The sequence below is a fragment of the Arthrobacter sp. AG1021 genome, from assembly GCF_003633665.1.
Taxonomy (GTDB): Bacteria; Actinomycetota; Actinomycetes; order Actinomycetales; family Micrococcaceae; genus Glutamicibacter; species Glutamicibacter soli.
In genome coordinates this window covers 1-17,255 of record NZ_RBLB01000010.1, presented here as the reverse complement: position 1 = coordinate 17,255, position 17,255 = coordinate 1, and the positions used below count along the sequence as shown (strand labels likewise).

19 protein-coding genes and 1 tRNA gene are annotated in these 17,255 nt (G+C 64.3%); 11 read left to right on the top strand and 9 right to left on the bottom strand.

Annotation, left to right across the window (positions count from 1 at the left end; all coding sequences use genetic code 11):
• Positions 1 to 136 precede the first annotated feature (136 nt).
• The 6 genes from DFO58_RS13650 to tmk form a co-directional block, all read right to left on the bottom strand.
• Positions 137 to 1,297: a HipA domain-containing protein gene (locus DFO58_RS13650; protein WP_353616386.1), complete on the bottom strand. Its 1,161-nt coding sequence runs from the start codon at positions 1,295 to 1,297 to the stop codon at positions 137 to 139.
• A gap of 122 nt (positions 1,298 to 1,419) precedes the next feature.
• A complete protein-coding gene (locus tag DFO58_RS13645; protein ID WP_120991427.1) occupies positions 1,420 to 1,710 on the bottom strand; it encodes a helix-turn-helix transcriptional regulator in 291 nt (96 codons plus the stop codon).
• Between the two features lie 392 nt (positions 1,711 to 2,102).
• Positions 2,103 to 2,174: transfer RNA gene (locus tag DFO58_RS13640), tRNA-Thr, on the bottom strand.
• An 82-nt stretch (positions 2,175 to 2,256) separates the two neighbouring features.
• Positions 2,257 to 3,777 carry an alpha/beta hydrolase gene (locus DFO58_RS13635; protein ID WP_286163607.1) on the bottom strand — a complete coding sequence of 507 codons (1,521 nt, stop codon included), beginning with the start codon at positions 3,775 to 3,777 and terminating at the stop codon, positions 2,257 to 2,259.
• A 53-nt stretch (positions 3,778 to 3,830) separates the two neighbouring features.
• Positions 3,831 to 4,985: a DNA polymerase III subunit delta' gene (locus DFO58_RS13630; protein WP_047117929.1), complete on the bottom strand. Its 1,155-nt coding sequence runs from the start codon at positions 4,983 to 4,985 to the stop codon at positions 3,831 to 3,833.
• A complete protein-coding gene (gene tmk, locus DFO58_RS13625; protein ID WP_120991426.1) occupies positions 4,982 to 5,635 on the bottom strand; it encodes a dTMP kinase in 654 nt (217 codons plus the stop codon). The genes DFO58_RS13630 and tmk overlap by 4 nt, the downstream gene beginning before the upstream one ends.
• A gap of 96 nt (positions 5,636 to 5,731) precedes the next feature.
• Between tmk and DFO58_RS13620 the strand changes: the two genes are divergently transcribed.
• The 4 genes from DFO58_RS13620 (at position 5,732) to DFO58_RS13605 (ending at position 8,649) form a co-directional block, all read left to right on the top strand.
• Entirely contained in the window at positions 5,732 to 6,889 is a 1,158-nt protein-coding gene (locus tag DFO58_RS13620) for an aminotransferase class I/II-fold pyridoxal phosphate-dependent enzyme (protein ID WP_120991425.1), read from the top strand.
• A gap of 76 nt (positions 6,890 to 6,965) precedes the next feature.
• Positions 6,966 to 7,274, top strand: a complete 309-nt coding sequence (locus DFO58_RS13615) for a DUF2516 family protein (RefSeq protein ID WP_047118195.1) — start codon at positions 6,966 to 6,968, stop codon at positions 7,272 to 7,274.
• 127 nt (positions 7,275 to 7,401) lie between these two features.
• Positions 7,402 to 8,145, top strand: a complete 744-nt coding sequence (locus DFO58_RS13610; protein WP_047118194.1) for a phosphoglyceromutase — start codon at positions 7,402 to 7,404, stop codon at positions 8,143 to 8,145.
• Positions 8,146 to 8,346: 201 nt separating this feature from the next.
• Positions 8,347 to 8,649, top strand: a complete 303-nt coding sequence (locus DFO58_RS13605) for a DUF4193 domain-containing protein (RefSeq protein WP_038993831.1) — start codon at positions 8,347 to 8,349, stop codon at positions 8,647 to 8,649.
• Between the two features lie 195 nt (positions 8,650 to 8,844).
• Here the strand turns inward: DFO58_RS13605 and phoU are convergent, their stop codons facing one another.
• Complete coding sequence (phoU, locus tag DFO58_RS13600; RefSeq protein WP_053797368.1) at positions 8,845 to 9,498, bottom strand: phosphate signaling complex protein PhoU; 654 nt, start codon at positions 9,496 to 9,498, stop codon at positions 8,845 to 8,847.
• Positions 9,499 to 9,539: 41 nt separating this feature from the next.
• On the opposite strand from phoU, the gene DFO58_RS18555 reads away from it, so the two are divergent.
• The 3 genes from DFO58_RS18555 to DFO58_RS13590 are packed head-to-tail and all read left to right on the top strand — an operon-like array spanning position 9,540 to position 11,601.
• Positions 9,540 to 9,713: a hypothetical protein gene (locus DFO58_RS18555; protein ID WP_161450137.1), complete on the top strand. Its 174-nt coding sequence runs from the start codon at positions 9,540 to 9,542 to the stop codon at positions 9,711 to 9,713.
• Entirely contained in the window at positions 9,710 to 10,924 is a 1,215-nt protein-coding gene (locus tag DFO58_RS13595; RefSeq protein ID WP_047117925.1) for an ATP-binding protein, read from the top strand. The genes DFO58_RS18555 and DFO58_RS13595 overlap by 4 nt, the downstream gene beginning before the upstream one ends.
• Positions 10,921 to 11,601 carry a response regulator transcription factor gene (locus tag DFO58_RS13590; RefSeq protein ID WP_047117924.1) on the top strand — a complete coding sequence of 227 codons (681 nt, stop codon included), beginning with the start codon at positions 10,921 to 10,923 and terminating at the stop codon, positions 11,599 to 11,601. The genes DFO58_RS13595 and DFO58_RS13590 overlap by 4 nt, the downstream gene beginning before the upstream one ends.
• Before the next feature lie 111 nt (positions 11,602 to 11,712).
• Here the strand turns inward: DFO58_RS13590 and DFO58_RS13585 are convergent, their stop codons facing one another.
• Positions 11,713 to 12,249, bottom strand: coding sequence for a hypothetical protein (locus tag DFO58_RS13585; RefSeq protein WP_120991424.1), 537 nt, complete (start codon positions 12,247 to 12,249; stop codon positions 11,713 to 11,715).
• A gap of 355 nt (positions 12,250 to 12,604) precedes the next feature.
• Between DFO58_RS13585 and DFO58_RS13580 the strand changes: the two genes are divergently transcribed.
• The 4 genes from DFO58_RS13580 (at position 12,605) to rlmB (ending at position 16,948) form a co-directional block, all read left to right on the top strand.
• Positions 12,605 to 13,090: a CarD family transcriptional regulator gene (locus tag DFO58_RS13580; protein ID WP_047117922.1), complete on the top strand. Its 486-nt coding sequence runs from the start codon at positions 12,605 to 12,607 to the stop codon at positions 13,088 to 13,090.
• A gap of 104 nt (positions 13,091 to 13,194) precedes the next feature.
• Complete coding sequence (gene ispD, locus DFO58_RS13575; protein WP_120991423.1) at positions 13,195 to 14,430, top strand: 2-C-methyl-D-erythritol 4-phosphate cytidylyltransferase; 1,236 nt, start codon at positions 13,195 to 13,197, stop codon at positions 14,428 to 14,430.
• Positions 14,431 to 14,521: 91 nt separating this feature from the next.
• Positions 14,522 to 15,973 (top strand): cysteine--tRNA ligase, encoded by a 1,452-nt coding sequence (cysS, locus tag DFO58_RS13570; RefSeq protein ID WP_120991422.1) that lies wholly within the window; start codon positions 14,522 to 14,524, stop codon positions 15,971 to 15,973.
• 27 nt (positions 15,974 to 16,000) lie between these two features.
• Positions 16,001 to 16,948 (top strand): 23S rRNA (guanosine(2251)-2'-O)-methyltransferase RlmB, encoded by a 948-nt coding sequence (gene rlmB / locus DFO58_RS13565; protein ID WP_047117919.1) that lies wholly within the window; start codon positions 16,001 to 16,003, stop codon positions 16,946 to 16,948.
• 65 nt (positions 16,949 to 17,013) lie between these two features.
• On the opposite strand, the gene DFO58_RS18680 is transcribed toward rlmB, so the two are convergent.
• A partial coding sequence (locus DFO58_RS18680; RefSeq protein ID WP_220668558.1) for a hypothetical protein occupies positions 17,014 to 17,255 on the bottom strand: 242 nt, incomplete at its 5' end.

Below are 17,255 nucleotides of genomic sequence, written 5' to 3'. Positions count from 1 at the left end.
CATTTGCCCATCTAGTTGTCGTGCAGGGGCAGATATATGGCACTTTCGTAAAAACGCGGCTACGAAGGGTGCCTTTGTGACACGAATTAGTGAATTCGCGGACGAGGTGAAGGAACGCTGTTTGCGCTCCTACCGATCATGCGGGAGTGAGCATTTCAATTCTTCGGTGTAGACCCTTGGTGGCTTCATTGAAGAGTGGATGCCACCATCCCTCGTCCTGCGCCTGATGGGTTACCAATGGAATCGCGCTGGCAAGAGCATCGAGAACTATGCGCACTTGCCGGGACGCGGCTGCGGATCTGAGTCCCCAACTCATTGCTTCTGCCAATAGATGGTCTGCCGTTAAGTCGTCCAAGAATGCTTCGCCGCCAATGCGCAGTGAAAGCTCGCGGTCAAGGTCAGGCCAGACGGCAGTTGGCACAACATCATATGCTGGTGCGAGGCTGACGCCGTTTCTTTGGAGCAGTAGCGAAATATTTCGTGCGTGCATGTCGCAATTTCCGATGGCCATGTTGCATGCGAGCATTTTCAGCAGTTTGATGATTTCCGGAAGTGGTTTCGATGCGTGTGCTTTGAGTGCTTCTGCGACCTGAACAAGGTTTGGCGACCCGTGGGCAACTTGCTGATATTTGGCGGTAATGCCCAGCACTTGGCAAAAGTCTTCCTGGTGGATTCTTCTGACCACCCCGGTGTCAGGAGCAACTTCCCGATCGTATCTTCGAACCAAGATCGCCTTACGGCCTTGGATGTCCAGAACTTCTGCTTCCGCCGCTTCGACGCCGTTGGCGATAAGTTGCGTATGGTTCAGCAGTTTGAGCGCGAAAGTCTCCAGCTGGGCAATGCCGGGCCAGAGTTCTGATCCGTCTTCCTTTAGCCTGGCTGGCTTCAATATGTGTGTTGAAGGGCGGCCGTCAATCGGTACCCCGATTCTGTCGCCGTCCTTGACCACCAACAACTTGCCTTGCACGCCACCCAGACTGACGCGGACTCGTCGATCAATTGAAGTCCCCAACGGTGCTGTCGGGAGCTCGGCTAGATCGATGGGCAGTTCGTCAGGAGTCCGCCACAATACGTCTTGGCCGCTGAGCTGCGAATCGCTGGAATCGAGTACTTGTGTGGCACCCGCGCATTCCCTGCCATAGGCCCGCAACATTCCGTAGATATCTCCGGGAGCTACGCGTGCGCTATTAGCCAGACTGGTCCTAATCGGATCTTCAGGTAGCAATCCGGCCAAGAAGATGTCGGTGGCTACCGTCGGATATGGCTCTTGGCGCACTGGAAGGCGGACAGATAGCAATGGATGCAACGGGCCGTACTGGTCAACTGCGGACTAAAGATATTGCAGCGCCGCACCGCCCATTTCGTCCGGAAGGAGATTAGCCACGTGTACTCCGTTGAGGTGGACCATCAGCATTTCCGTCATGGCTGCTGTCGTTTCACTCGCGATGCGGCAAGACCCGCGGTGCGAGTCAGGAGTTCATTTTTCAGTACGCGTGTTTCACGAAGTTCTCGTGGCGCTGCCAGTAGTTCGAGGCCCAATGCGTCGAGTACTTCTCCTAAGATCGCCAGCGTTCCGAACTTTCCATTTTCCATGGAGCTGATCTGCTTCCGTGAAATGCCCAACTGCTCGGAGAGCTCTTCCTGGGAATAGCCCAGTTCTATTCTCCGGTGTCGAATGGACTGTGCCAGCAGTTTGTCGTTTTGCGGCATCGCCTACGAACCTCCAGTAATGTGGTCAGTATTGCCGCGTTAGCACGAATCCATGCTAATGCCCCTTTATTTGACCCAATAACAGTATTTGCATCTAATGTGCCAGACATGGGGACAATAATCGGATTCTGGTCGAGTGAGCATGGGTGTGCTGGTAGGGATTGTTATGCGGACTTGCTCCGCGAACTTCCGGTTGCCGCAGCTACTCAAGGGCGATGTCGGTGCACTATCCCGGAGACTGATGGGGGAGAGATGCTAGATCGCGATTCAAGTCCCACTTGATGTGGAAGTCAGCTCATTGATTTGCGGCGAAAGGGCGAAATCGGCAATTAGGCGATATGCGAAAAACCCCGGGACTGTGCTCGCACAATCCCGAGGTCTTCTTCCCATCGAGCCCCCTGCCGGATTTGAACCGGCGACCTGCTCTTTACGAGGGAGCTGCTCTACCCCTGAGCTAAGGAGGCCTGCGCCTGCAAGCAGGCACTGTGTAACTTTATCCAAGTAGAACTAGCAACGTCAAAACGACGGGCGAATTCGCGCTGCCAATTAGCAGACGGTGCCCGCTTCGGGGACCTTGCCGTCAATCAGGTAGCCGTCCACGGCGTCGGTGATGCACTGGTTGGAGCGTCCGTACGCGGTGTGGCCGTGGCCCTCGTAGGTCAGCAAGGTGGCGTTCTGAAGCTGTTCGGCCAGCGACTGCGACCAGGCGTAGGGGGTGGCCGGGTCGCCGGTGGTGCCGACCACCAGGATCTGATTGGACCCCGGAGCGTCCAGCGACTCGGGCTGGCCGGTGGCCTTGTAGCTCCACTTGTCGCAGGTGAGCTCGCCGTAGGCCAAGTACTTGCCGATCGTCGGGGAGGCCTCTTCCAGCGCCTTGGCGTCAGCCTCCATGGCCTGCTCGCTCGCGTCCATCGGGCGGTCCAGGCAGTTGACCGCGGTGAACGCATCGGTCGAGTTGGATCCGTAGCTGCCGTCTTCCTGGCGGTCGGCGGACAGGTCGGAGAAGTACAGGATCTGGTCCACGTCGCCCTGCATGGCCGCGGCCATGCCCTGGGTCAGGTACGGCCAGTTCATGTCGTCGTACAGCGGGATGATGAAGCCGTTGATGAAGTCGATGATCGGCACGGTGCGCCCGTCAGAGGACTCCAGCGGCTGCTCTTCGATGCGCGCGAAGAAGTCCTGCAGCTGGGTTTTGGCCTCGTCGAGATTTCCGGTGAACGGGCAGTTCTCGCCTTCAAGGCAGTTCTGCAGCCAGGCGTCGATCTCGCCTTCGAAGCCCTGGGCCTGGGCCAGGGTCAGTTGCTGCGCGGTGGCCAGCGGGTCCATGGCGCCGTCCAGCACGAACCGGCCGACCTTCTGCGGGAAGAGGTCGGCGTAGGTGGAGCCGAGGAAGGTGCCATAGGAGTAGCCCAGGTAGTCAAGCTGGGTGTCGCCGAGCACGGCGCGGATGATGTCCATGTCCTTGGCCGCGGAGACGGTGTCCACATGTCCGAGCAGGTCTCCGGTGTTTTCCGCGCAGTCCTTGGCGTAGTCCTCGGTATCGGCCTCGACCTCGTCGCGGTCCGCCGGATCCCAGGCCTTGAGGTTCTCCTGGCGGCTAGCGTCGATTTCCTTGTCGGTTTGGCAGGTCACCGGGGTGCTCTGCCCCACGCCGCGGGGATCGAAGCCGATGATGTTGTAGGCACGCTGCAGGTCGTTGCTGAGCATCAGCTGGACCGATTCGGCGACCATGTCCAGCCCCGAGCCGCCCGGGCCTCCGGGGTTGACCAGCAGGTTGCCCTGCGCGCCGTCGACGGCGCGGCGGTTCAGCGCCAGCGTGATGCTGTCCTTTTCCGGTGCCGCGTAGTCCAGCGGGACCTCGATGTCAGCGCATTCGATGGTGCTGCCGCACTTTTCCCAATCAACCTGCTGGGTGTAGTACTGCTGAAGTGCAGGGACCTCGGTCTTCGTGGCGTCGGCTGCGTTGCCCGCGCCGTCCTCGCCGGAGGTCGGCGCACAGGCGGTCAATCCCAGGGCGAGCGCGGCGGCCGTGGCGGACAGGCGGTACAGGTTGCGTCGTGCGGACAAGATGGTGGTCTCCTTGAGGTGGATGCGCAGTCCGGGTGGGGGAATCCGGGAAGCTAGCGGCGGCCGGGGTTCTGCAGCAGCCGGGCCATGAGGGCCTCGAGCGCCATGAGCTGGTTGACGTTGGCGGCGATGCGCCGGCGGGTTTCATCGATCGCGTCGATCTGCGACAGGGTCTTTTCGCGGCTCTGGTGGGCGGCGAAGGCGTTGAGCTTCTCGCGCAGGTGCTCGTTGACCAGCTCGACCTGGGTGTGCAGCTGCAAGCTGAGCACGTCGCGGAAGAAAGTGGTCAGGTCCGTCAGGGTGCGGTCGATGGCGTCGAAGCTGGCGCGCCGGGCGAAGCGCTTGGCGTTCTCTTCCAGCTCGCGGAACTGCCCGCGCAGCCCGGCGGGGATGTTCTCCTCCTCGCCCAGGCCGTTGGCCTTGCGCAGCTCGGCGACCTTGTGCTGCAGGTCGGCGCCGGTGATGTGCTCGGCGCGCTCGGCCGACAGCTTCGAGATCTCCGCGGCGGCCTCCATGGCCTGCGGCAGGGTGGTCACGCGCAAAGGCAGGGTGACGACCTTCTCGCGCTGGATGCGGGCCTGTTCGTCGCGGGCCAGCAGGCGGGCCACGCCGATGTGCGACTGCGAGGCGCGGGCGGCGAAGCGCGCCAGTTCCAGGTCCAGTCCGTCGCGGCGGACCAGCAGCTGGGCGACCTCTTCGGTGGAGGGGATGGACAGGTTCACTGCGCGGCAGCGCGAGCGGATGGTGACCAGCACGTCGGCCGGGGACGGCGCGCACAGGATCCAGATCATGTTCGCCGGTGGTTCCTCGATGGCCTTGAGCATCACGTTGCCGCTGCGCTCAGACATGCGGTCGGCGTCTTCGATGATGATGATGCGCCAGCGGGCCTGGGAAGCCTTGTCCTGGGCCTGGGTGATGATCTCCCGCACGTCCCTGACCTGGTACTCAAACTTCTCGGTCGAGATGAAGGTGACATCCGGGTGCTTGCCGGCAACGACGCTGACGCAGGTGGGGCAGGCGCCGCAGCCGGCGGGGGATTGGGTGCACTGCAGCGCCGCGGCGAAGGCGCGTGCGGCGGTGGTGCGCCCGGAACCCGGGGGACCGGTGAACAGCCATGCGTGGGTGGGGTCGCCCTGGTCGACCTGCTCGGTCAGCGTGGTGATGACACGCTGCTGGCCTGCCAGGTCCGCGAAGACCGGGCGGATCACAGCAGGTCCTCCAGATGCGCGGTGATCTGCGCCTGCAGCTGCTCGATGCCCTGGTTGGCGTCGAGCACCAGGTAGCGTTCCGGCGACTTGGCGGCCAGGTCCGCGAAGGCGGTGCGGATGCGGTTGTGGAAGGCATCCGGCTCGGATTCCAGCCGGTCCGATTCCTCGACGCCGCCGGTGCCGGCGATGCGCCGGGAACGGCCGTCGGCCGCGGAGATGTCCAGCAGGATGGTGGCGTCCGGGGCCAGGCCGCCGGTGGCGAAATTGTTGATGGACGCGACAGCCTCCACGCCGAGCTCGCGCCCCACGCCCTGGTAGGCCAGGGAGGAATCGACAAAACGGTCGCAGACCACGTGGGTGCCGGCTTCCAGCGCCGGGATGATGACCTGCTGGACGTGGGCCGCGCGGGCCGCGGCGTACATCAGGGCCTCGGTTCGGGCGTCGATCTCTCCGTGCCCGTGCTCCAGCACCAGGGCGCGCAGCTCCTCGCTGATCTGCGTGCCGCCCGGTTCGCGGGTGGTCAGCACGGTGGCGTTGCGCTCCCGCAGCCACTGGCTGGTGCGCTGGACCTGGGTGGACTTGCCGGCGCCGTCGCCGCCTTCAAAGACAATGAACAGGCCGCGGGCAGGGGCGGACGAATCGATACTCACCCCACTAGCCTAACGAACCTGCCTGTGGATCCCGTGCGATGAAATGAAGTGAAACGCTTCGGGACGCAGACAAACGCCAGGCGTAATCTGGTGGATATGACCAACCCCGCAGAATCCGCCGCCCCTGTTGCCTCTTGGGATCCCAAGACCTTGATCGTGGCCGGGGGACGTCCGGCCCATGGGCTGGACGCTCCGGTCAACCACCCGGTGACCTTCACCTCCACCTACCACTCGCAGGGGATCGCCGCTGCAGGCGAAAAGGTCTACGCGCGGTTCTCGAACCCCACCTGGGATCCCTTCGAGCAGGTGCTCGGCGCGCTGGAGCGCTCCGAGCTCCCGGCGCTGGTATTCTCCTCTGGCATGGCGGCGATCGCCGCGGCGCTGAGCCTGGTGCCCGAGGGCGGGACCATGGTGCTGCCGGCCCACTCCTACAACGGCACGCTGGGCCTGGCCAAGGAACTGGAAACTGCCGGGCGCTTCACCCTGCGCCCGGTGGACGTCGCCGACACCGAGCAGGTGCTCGGCGCGCTGCAGGGCGCGGACGTGCTGTGGCTGGAATCTCCCACCAACCCGATGCTGGAAGTCGCCGAGCTTCCGGCGCTGCTGGCCTCCGCCAAGGCGCAGGGCGTGCTGGGCATCGTGGACAACACCTTCGCCACCCCGCTGCTGCAGCGGCCGCTGGAACTGGGCGCGGACCTGGTGGTGCACTCGGTGACCAAATATCTGTCGGGTCATTCGGACGTCATCATGGGCGCGCTGGCCACCCGCGACGAAACGCTGCACACCAAGCTGCACGGCTACCGCACCCTGCACGGGGCGATCGCCTCCCCGATGGACGTCTTCCTGGCGCTGCGCGGGGTGCGCACCATGGCCGTCAGGCTGGAGCGCTCGCAGGCCAACAGCCAGCTGCTCGCCGAGCGCCTGGCCGCGCACCCGAAGGTCAATGTGGTGCGCTACCCGGGCCTGCCGCAGGATCCCGGCCATGCGCGGGCCAGCGAGCTGATGGACGGCTTCGGCTCGGTCATCGCCTTCGAAGTCGGGTCCGCCGCGCAGGAGGCGGATGCGGTGGTCGCGGGCTTCGGCCTGATCACCGCGGCCACCTCGCTGGGCGGGGTTGAAACCCTGGCTGAACGCCGTGCCCGGCACGCCTCGGAGCCGGCCACTGTCCCGGCGAACCTGATCCGCCTTTCGGTGGGCATCGAGGACGTGGAAGACCTGTGGAACGACCTGTCCCAGGCGCTGGAACGGATCTGAGGCCAGCTCGGATATCAGTCGCGTGGCATGTGAAGCGCGGAGCACGAGTCGACGGTAAGGTGAAAACATGCAATTCATGAATCTTGCGTTCCTGATCGAGGCCTACATGCTGCGCGCCCTCGGGATTGTCATCCTGGTGCTGGCCGTCTGGGCAGTGGTTGATTGCCTGCGCCACCCGGCAGACCGCTTCGCCCAGGAGGGCAAGCGCACCAAGGGCTTCTGGACCGCGCTGACCGTCGGCAGTGCCGTGGTCGCGGCGTTGTCCGTGCTCAGCGCCGGCAGCGGCGGATTCCTCCAGCTGATCGGCGCCTGCGTCGCCTGCGTCTACCTGGCCGACGTGAAGCCCGCAGTGAGCGGCAAAGGCGGCGGCTGGTACAACTACTAGCCCGGTCCTCCGGCGAAGTTTTCGGCTCAACCCGGGTCGCAGCATGTAATACATGTCGCGGCCCGGGTTTTGCGTTCGGCGGTAACGTTCAGCCGGAGATGCCCCGCCATTGGATAAGATGGAAATCATGAGCCACACTTTGATTTTGCTTCGCCACGGACAGAGCGAATGGAACGAAAAGAACCTTTTCACCGGTTGGTACGACGTGTCGCTGACCGAAAAGGGTCGCGCAGAGGCCGCCCGCGGCGGCCAGCTGCTGGCCGAGGCAGGCTACAAGCCTGAGGTTCTGCACACCTCGCTGCTGACCCGCGCCATCGTCACCGCGAACCTGGCACTGGAAGCCGCCGGGCGTTCGTGGATCCCGGTCAACCGCGACTGGCGCCTGAACGAGCGCCACTACGGTGCGCTGCAGGGCAAGGACAAGGCCCAGACCCTGGCCGAATTCGGCGAGGACCAGTTCATGCAGTGGCGCCGCAGCTACGACACCCCGCCGCCGGCGCTGGCCGACGACTCCGAGTTCAGCCAGATCGGCGACGAGCGTTACGCCGCATTGGGCGACGACGCACCGCGCACCGAATGCCTCAAGGACGTCCTCGAGCGCCTGCTGCCGTACTGGGAGAACAACATCAAGGCCGACCTGTCCGCAGGCAAGACCGTCATGGTGACCGCGCACGGCAACTCGCTGCGCGCACTGGTCAAGCACCTGGACGGCATCAGCGACGAGGACATCGCCGGACTGAACATCCCGACCGGCATCCCGCTGGTGTATGAACTGGACGACAACTTCCAGCCGATCACCGCCGGCGGAACCTACCTGGATCCAGAAGCCGCTGCTGACGCCATCAAGGCAGTCGCCAACCAGGGCCGCTAGCCAACCCGGCTTTTCGGCGGCACCGCCCCGGCCAGCTCCCACAAGCTTGGCCAGCGGTGCCGCCGTTGCTGTTTAACGGGAGGTTGCCATGAAATCTCCGGCTGTGAGCGAAACCATGACTAAGGATTGTCTTTTTGGTATTACTATGCTGTAATCTCCTATTTCGAATAGGCTCAATGGCTCACGTTAGGAATGCAATTCGTGGCAACTGATTACGACGAAGTCCGCCCGGACGTTGCCGAGGCGCGCAAGGCTTCTCTGGACGCGGTTAAGTCCGCCAACGCACCAGACGCCAAGTCCGTGGTGCGCGAGCTCGACGAAACCGATCACACCGACGGCATGGACCTGCCAGGTGCAGACCTGTCCAACGAGGAACTGACCGTTACGGTCATTCCGCAGAAAGACGACGAATTCATCTGTGGTTCGTGCTTCCTGATCCGCCACCGTTCACAGCTTGTACGTGAAGAGGGCAATGTAGGATTCTGCGTCGAGTGCGAAGGCTAAGCCTTCCCTAGACGCCGTGCTCTGCGAATGCGCAGAACACATTGACCGTAGAGGCCAACCGCCGAGGTGGCCTCTACAGTCGTTTAAGCCGGATTTCCGGGCCGCGTCAGGGGCTTGCCGTCGATTAAGCCAGGACGCCGCGGGCGCCGGGGAATTCTCCCCGGCGCCCGCGGCGTTCAAGCTGGTTTGGTGCGCCTAGACCTCTGACGGATCCCATTCACCGGTCACCAGGTAGGTGACCTTGCGGGCGACGGAGACGCCGTGGTCGCCGAAGCGCTCCAGATAGCGGCTGGTCAGCGACACGTCGACGGTGGTCGGCGCATTCGCGGTCCAGGCCTCGTCGGCCACCTGGGTGAACACGCTGGCGTGGAGGGCGTCCAAGCGGTGGTTCAGTTCGATGATGTCGCGGGCAATCTGCAGGTCGCGGGTGTCCAGGAGCTTCGCGACGGCCTGGGCGATCTGGATGTCGAGTTGGGCCATTTGCGAGAAGGTGCCGGTGATTTCCGATGGCAACGCACGGCTCGGGAAACGAAGGCGGGTCAACTGGGCCAGGTGGCGGGCCAGGTCTCCCATGCGTTCCAGCGAGGCGCTCATGCGCAGCGAGCCGACGATCATGCGCAGGTCCGAAGCCACCGGACCCTGCAGCGCGAGGGTGTCGATGGCGCGCTCATCAAGCTGGTTCTGCAGGAAGTCGATCTTTGCATCGGCGGCGATCACTTCCTGGGCCAGCTCCACATCGGCGTTGGCCAGCGATTCCCACGCCCGGTCCATGGCGACGGCAACCTGGTTCGCCATCTCGATCAGCTCTTCGCCGATCTGCTGCAGATCGGCCTGAAATACCTTGCGCACGTAATATTCCCTTTCAAGGTTCGGAAGGTGCTCACGCCCGCGTGAACATGGTTCTGTTTTCGGGCATGGCGGAGGGTCTGAATCCAGAATGCCAGCGGGTGATTAACGATTATTCCCGGAAAGGTGAACGTTTGGTGAACAGCGCGCCGAAATGGCTGTTTTCGCGTCATCTGCGGACAAAAGTCCCTTGGATGAAAGATAGTCTAAAGATGTGAACGAAGTAATCTCGATCTTGATTGCCGCGGTGCTCGGTTTGGCGCTGGGAGTCGTGGGCATCTTGGCCTTCCGGTTCTCGCAAAGCCGCACCGCCCGGCTGCCCGAGGTCGACGAGCCAGTCTTGCCGGAAGGCGCCGCCGCGGTGCTCTCCGTGATCGGGCGCGCCTTCGTCATCCTCGACGACGTCGACGGAGTGGTCCGCGCCAACCCCGCTTCCTACGCCTACGGCCTGGTCCGCGGGCACACCCTGGTGCACGACGAGCTGCTGGCGCTGGTGCGCCAGGTACGCGCCGACGGCGTGATCGCCGAAAGCCAGTACGAGCTGCAGCGCGCGACCCTGGGTGCCGGGCAGCTGATCGTGCATGTGCGCGTGGCCCCGCTGGGGGACGAGTACATCCTGCTGCTGGCCGACGACCGCACCGAGATCACCCGCACCGAGGCGATGCGCAACGACTTCGTCGCGAACGTCTCGCATGAATTGAAGACCCCGGTCGGCGCGATCTCGCTGCTGGCCGAGGCGATCAGCGAAGCTGCCGACGACCCGCAGGCGGTGCTGCGCTTCTCCACGCGCATGGGCAAGGAATCACGGCGCCTGGCAGCCTTGGTGCAGGACATCATCGAGCTTTCGCGGCTGCAGTCCAGCGACGCGATCACCCACGGCCGCGAGTTCCAGCTCGCCCCGGTCATCGCCGAAGCGGTGGACCGCAACAAGCTGCTCGCAGAGGAAAAGGGCATCACCGTCTCGGTGGGCGGCAGCCTGGAGGAAGAGCTCCACGGGGATCCGGATCTGCTGATGACCGCGTTGCGCAACCTGATCGACAATGCGATCCGCTACTCCCCGCCGAACACCACCGTGGGCGTGGGGGTGCGGCAACGCGACGGCTACGCCCAGATTTCCGTGACCGACCAGGGCCCCGGCATTTCAGCGGAGGACCAGGAACGCGTATTCGAGCGCTTCTACCGCGTGGACGGCGCCCGCTCGCGCCAGACCGGCGGCACCGGGCTGGGCCTGAGCATTGTCAAGCACGTGCTGGCCAACCACGGCGGCGAGGTGTCGCTGTGGTCGCAGCCGGGCCAGGGCTCCACGTTCACACTCAGACTTCCCATGATGGATGAAGAACCGGCTGCAGCGCTTGAGCCGGCCGCAGATATGAAGAAGAAACAAGCGGTTGCCGCGTCTGCGGAAGACCGTGAAGGAGGACGCCGATGACCCGCATCTTGATTGTCGAGGACGAGGAATCGCTTTCGGACCCGCTGTCCTATTTGCTGGAGCGGGAGGGATTCGAGGTCAGGGTCGCCGACGACGGGATTGTCGCGGTGAGCGAGTTCGAACGCCATGGCGCGGACCTGGTCCTGCTGGATTTGATGCTCCCCGGCCAGCCCGGCACCGAGGTGATCCGCCAGATCCGCCTGAACAGCCAGGTTCCGGTCATCATGCTCACCGCCAAGGACTCGGAGATCGACAAGGTGGTCGGCCTGGAGCTGGGCGCCGACGACTACGTCACCAAGCCGTACTCCTCGCGCGAGCTGCTGGCCCGCATCCGGGCAGTACTGCGCCGCCAGGGCGAAAGCGAAGAGCTGGTCAGCAACGTGGTGACCGCCGGCCCGGTGCGCATGGACGTGGAGCGCCACATCGTGTCGGTCAACAACGCCGAGGTGGCCATGCCGCTGAAGGAGTTCGAACTGCTGGAAATGCTGCTGCGCAATGCCGGACGCGTGCTGACCCGCGGCCAGCTGATCGACCGCGTCTGGGGCAGCGACTACGTGGGCGACACGAAGACCCTGGACGTGCACGTCAAGCGCCTGCGCTCGAAGATCGAAGGCGACCCGGCGGCGCCGGAACTGCTGGTGACCGTGCGCGGCCTGGGATACAAGTTCGTGGCCTAGCAGGAACTGCCCTGCCGGGAGCCGCTGCGGGCGGCGGCCGTCGGCAAGCAGAAAACCCCGGCGGTGCCTCACTGTGCAGTGGGCGCCGCCGGGGTTCGTCTGTTCTGAAGCCTAGTGTCCGGACTCGGACTTAGGGCTTGGAACCAGGTGCTCGTTGGTGCTTGCCTCGTAGCCGCCCGGAACGAAGTCGCGGTATTCGGCCAGGGTTCCGTCAACCACTGGAACCGAGAAGTCTACGGTCGTGCCGGACACGGTGAACTTGGTGTCGGCGTGCTGGCCGGCCATGATGCCCAGGTCGCTGATGACGGTCTTGTTCTTCTCGTCTTCCAGCTTGGTCTGGCCCTCGGAGGCGACCTTGACGGTTACAGGCGAGGCGTTGCCGGCCTTGATCTGAAGGCTCAGGTCGGACTTGCCGTCGTTGACGACGGTGCCGATCAGGCGAGCGTCGGTGGCCTCGGCGTTGGTCACGAACATCAGGTTGCGGACCTCGGCATCGGCAACGTCGACGTTGATTCCGTCGCTGGCTGCGTAGTCGATATCGGTGGCCTGCTGGTTGATGGCGCCACAGCTGGTGACACCGAATGCCAGGGCAGCCACAGCGAGGGACGCGGCAACGCGGCGTCCAACGGTCATGCGTGCGGTGATCACGACACTAACTCCTCGGTGAGAATAATGAGATGCTTCGGTTCGCGGCCGCGTGAAACGGTCGGCACCAAAGGATCAGTGCAGACAGCCGTATTGACCACGATTACCTCTAAGCCTAGCCGTTTTTTGGTCAAAGACGCGATTTAGCGACGTGCAACACACACTTTTCGACAGCTTGTAGACAAGTTGCCCGATGGGGAAAGGGTCAGGTGGGCAACGTGCACACTCTTTTCATACCACGTTCCTCCGGCGATTGGAAGAGGGAATTCCGCATGATTTCGCGGTTATTCGGGGCACGGTGGAACCGGCGTCCGCGCCAGACATGGTAGACTGGAAGGTGGGAAAGGGGTTTATCCACATGGTTTTTGAGGTTGGCGAGACTGTTGTCTACCCGCACCACGGCGCTGCAACGATCGAGGAGATCAAGCTGCGCAAGATCAAGGGCGAAGAGAAAATGTATCTCAAGCTTCGCGTAGCTCAGGGAGACCTGACTATCGAAGTTCCCGCCGACAAGATTGATCTGGTTGGCGTGCGAGACGTGGTAGATCCGGAGGGCTTGAACCATGTGTTCGATGTCCTGCGTGCTGAATTCACCGAAGAGCCGACCAACTGGTCGCGCCGTTACAAGGCGAACGTTGAGAAGCTTGCTTCCGGTGACGTCATCAAGGTGGCTGAGGTTGTCCGCGACCTGTGGCGCCGCGAGAACGACCGAGGCCTCTCCGCTGGCGAGAAGCGCATGCTGGCCAAGGCGCGCCAGGTCCTGATCAGCGAAATGGCGCTGGCCAAGGATCTCGACGAGACCAAGGCCGAGGGGTTGCTGGACGAGGTTCTGGCTTCCGCCTAGGAAGAATCACCTGACAACACCGCGGGGCGCATCATGCGCACCCGCGGTTTTGCATTTAACCCGACGGCCGGTGGCCGTCGCTCGGGCGCGATAAGCTCTTCCCTGTGAACCAAGTGAAACAGCGCAACGCATCGGTGATCCTGGTGGCCGCGGGAATGGGCACCCGGCTGGGCGCCGGAATCCCCAAGGCCCTGGTGGAAATCGCCGGCAAATCCCTGGCCGAGCACGCGGTGGACCGCATCCTGGAAGTGCCCGGGATTCGCGAGGTCATCGTGGTGACCCCGCCCGATGACGACCGCCTGGCCGAAGCGCTGCGTGGCTACCCCGATTCGGTGCGCACCGCCCCCGGCGGCTCGAGCCGCGCCGGATCCGTGCGCAACGGGCTGGCTCAGGTCTGTCCGGATGCCGAGCTCATCCTCGTCCACGATGCCGCCCGCGCCTTCGCCCCCGCCGCGTTGTTCCAGCGGGTGCTGGAGCAGCTGGAAGTTCCCGGCTGCGACGCGGCCATCCCCGCGCTGCCCGTCACCGACACCATTTCAGTCGTCGCTACGGACCCTGCCGGCAGCGAGCTGGTGGTCCAGACCCCCGACCGCTCGACCCTGCGCGCGGTGCAGACCCCGCAGGGATTCAGTGCCGCCACGCTGCGCGAAGCGCACGCCGGGCTCGGGACGCTGAGCGAAGAGCAGCTCGCTGCGGTCACCGACGACGCCTCGATCGTCCGCGCCGCCGGCGGCGCGGTCCATGTGGTGGCAGGGGACGCCCGGGCGCTGAAGGTCACCCACCCGGATGACCTGGCCGCCGCCGAACAGCTGGCCGCCGCAACCACCGAAGCACCCCACAGGAATGAGCCCCAGGACATGCTGCTGCCCCGCGTCGGCACCGGGATCGACATCCACGCCGTAAGCACCGACCCGGAGCGTGAAATGTGGCTGGCCGGGCTGTACTTCCCGGAAGACATCGGGCTGTCAGGGCACTCCGACGGCGACGCCGTGGCCCATGCCGCCTGCGATGCACTGTTCTCCGCCAGCGGCATCGGGGACCTGGGGACCCACTTCGGCGTCGACCGCCCGGAGTTCGCCGGGGCCAGCGGCGTCAGCCTGCTCACCGAAGCGGCGCGCCTGGTCCGCGAGGCAGGATTTGAGATCGGTAACATCGCGGTGCAGTTCGTCGGGCGGCGCCCGCGCTTCGGCGCACGCCGCGAGGAAGCCAACCGCGTGCTCTCCGCGGCGGCCGGAGCACCGGTGAGCATTACCGCCACCACCAGCGACGGGCTGGGATATGAAGGCGCCGGGGAAGGCATCACCGCCTACGCGACCGCACTGGTCTACGAACGCCCGTAGGCTCCATCCCGGAAGCTGGCGGGGCGGCGCTCAGCGCGGCGAGCTCCAAGCCCCGCACGCAAGCGGCAGGTTCTTCGGATAACCTTAAACCGTGAGCCTGCGATTCTATGACACCAAATCCGCTTCCGTACGCGACTTCCAGCCACTGACCGACGGTGAAGTGAAGCTGTACTACTGCGGCGCCACCGTGCAGGGCATGCCGCACGTAGGGCACGTGCGCAGCGCCATCGTCTTCGACGTGCTGGTGCGCTGGCTCGAGTACCGCGGCTTCGCGGTCACCACGGTGCGCAACGTGACGGATATTGAAGACAAGATCCTGGAAAAGTCGGCGAACTCCTTCGCCGAGGATTTCACCGCCGACGAGTACTACAGGCGGCGCGAAGAATGGTTCGCGCTGGGCTACCGGTTCGAGCAGGAATTCGCCCGCGCCTACGAGACGCTGGGCGTGCGCCGCCCGACCTACGAGCCCCGCGCCACCGGCCACATCACCGAGATGCACGAGCTGATCCAGCTGCTGATCGACCGCGGCCACGCCTACCCGGCCACCGACGGCTCCGGGGACGTGTACTTCGACGTGCGTTCCTATCCGCAGTACGGCGCGCTGACCCGCCAGAACATCGACGACATGCAAGCGGCCACCGACGCGGATCCGCGCGGCAAGCGCGACCCGCGGGACTTCGCGCTGTGGAAGGGGCACAAGGACACCGATCCACTCACCGCGTCCTGGCCGAGCCCCTGGGGACGCGGACGCCCGGGCTGGCATCTTGAATGCTCCGCCATGGCCACCAAGTACCTCGGCACCCACTTCGACATCCACGGCGGCGGGCTGGACCTGCGTTTCCCGCACCACGAGAACGAGCTGGCGCAGTCCGCGGCCGCCGGCCACGGCTTCGCCAACTACTGGATGCACAACGGCATGGTCACCTACGAGGGCGAAAAGATGTCCAAGTCGGTGGGCAACACCATCTCCCCGCAAGAGATGCTGGAGCTGGCCGACGCCCGCGTGGTGCGCTACTTCCTGGGCCAGGCGCAGTACCGCTCCATGCTGGACTACCGCCCGGACTCCTTGACGGAGGCCGGCGCCGCGGTGGAGCGCATCGACACCTTCATCTCCAACGCCCGATACCGGCTGGGCGAGGCCGCCCAGGCCATCACCGCCACGCACGTGCCGCAGGCGTTCGGCGCCGCGATGGACGACGACCTGAATGTGCCGATGGCGCTGGCCTCGCTGCATGAGACGGTCCGCCACGGCAACGCCTCGCTGGACGCGCATGAAGACGGCGCGGTGGCCGAGGCGCTGGGCCAGGTACTGGCGATGACCCGGGTTCTGGGGCTGGACGACGCCCGCCAGGACACCGGAGCCGCGGCCTCGGCCGAACATCAGGTGCTTGACACGCTGATCCAGGCGCAGCTGGCTGAACGCGCCGAAGCCCGCGCCGCCAAGGACTGGGCCCGCTCGGATGCCATCCGCGACGCGCTGGCCTCCGCCGGAATCACCGTAGTTGATTCAGCGGACGGCGCCCGCTGGACCCTCGAGAACTAAAACGACTTCAAACCAAAGGACAAGCAGATGAGCAAGAAGGGCCCAACCAAGGGTAGTGGCGGTAAGGGACGCAGTTCCCTCAAGGGCAAGGGCCCGACCCCCAAGGCGGAAGACCGCCCATACCACAAGGCCTACCGCAACAAGCAGCTGGCCGAGCGTTCGGCTGCCAAGCGGACCGAGAACAAGCGCACCGACCGCATCCGCGTTAACGCCGAATACGTCACCGGGCGCAACTCCGTGGTCGAAGCGCTGCGCGCCGGCATTCCGGCCAAGGCGTTGCACGTTGCCATCCGCATCGACGTCGACGACCGCGTCCGCGATTCCCTGAAGCTGGCCGCAGAGCAGGGCATCCCGCTGATGGAAGCCTCCAAGACCGAGCTCGACCGCATGACCGACGGAGCGATCCACCAGGGCCTGGCCCTGCAGATCCCTTCGTACGAGTACAAGGATGCAGTCCAGCTGGCGACCAAGGTCGTCAAGGACTACGAAAAGGGCTACCGCACCGCGCAGCCGCTGCTTCTAGCCCTGGACGGCATTACCGATCCGCGCAACCTGGGCGCCATCGTGCGTTCGGCTTCCGCCTTCGGCGCCGACGGCGTGATCATCCCCGAGCGCCGCAGCGTCGGCATGACAGCTTCGGCCTGGAAGACCAGTGCCGGCGCAGCAGTCCGCGTCCCGGTGGCCAAGTGCACCAACCTCACCAATGCCCTGAAGGAAATCAAGGCCGCAGGCATCTTCGTGATCGGCCTGGACGCCGGCGGCGACATGCAGCTGCCGAACTTCGAACTGGCAACCGGTCCGCTGTGCATCGTGGTGGGCTCCGAAGGCAAGGGCCTGTCCCGGCTGGTCCGCGAGCACTGCGATGCGATCGTCTCGATCCCGATCAACTCCGCCATGGAATCGCTGAACGCGTCGATGGCGGTGGGCATCTCGCTGTACGAGGTCTCGCGACTGCGTGCAGAAGAAGCCAAGTAGCTGCATCCCTGACCGATAAGGCTGTAATCCGCGCACTGAAATGCGCAGATTACAGCCTTATTGCGCTAAGTGAGCCGCTTCATAAACATGTTTTTTGGGATAATTCCGGGAATATAAGCCTGTTTGAGCGGGGAAATCCCCGGAATCATGCGGAATTCCCGTCTCTTATCCGGGGAATAGGCCGATTTTGCGTGGGGGCGCAGGGCGTGTAGAGTTTTATCTCGTGCCGCTGACACGGACCGAACGGAAACGGACGGGAAGTCAACGCGAAGCGAACAGGCTTGGAACGCCGAGTTGACACTGGTCA

Excerpts from the sequence above, each read along its gene's own strand:
- DFO58_RS13610 (WP_047118194.1), top strand. The coding sequence starts at position 7,402 with ATGAGCCACACTTTGATTTTGCTTCGCCACGGACAGAGCGAATGGAAC.
- DFO58_RS13590 (WP_047117924.1), top strand. The coding sequence starts at position 10,921 with ATGACCCGCATCTTGATTGTCGAGGACGAGGAATCGCTTTCGGACCCG.
- DFO58_RS13615 (WP_047118195.1), top strand. The coding sequence starts at position 6,966 with ATGAATCTTGCGTTCCTGATCGAGGCCTACATGCTGCGCGCCCTCGGG.
- DFO58_RS13580 (WP_047117922.1), top strand. The coding sequence starts at position 12,605 with ATGGTTTTTGAGGTTGGCGAGACTGTTGTCTACCCGCACCACGGCGCT.
- DFO58_RS13620 (WP_120991425.1), top strand. The coding sequence starts at position 5,732 with ATGACCAACCCCGCAGAATCCGCCGCCCCTGTTGCCTCTTGGGATCCC.
- DFO58_RS13645 (WP_120991427.1), bottom strand. The coding sequence starts at position 1,710 with ATGCCGCAAAACGACAAACTGCTGGCACAGTCCATTCGACACCGGAGA.
- rlmB (WP_047117919.1), top strand. The coding sequence starts at position 16,001 with ATGAGCAAGAAGGGCCCAACCAAGGGTAGTGGCGGTAAGGGACGCAGT.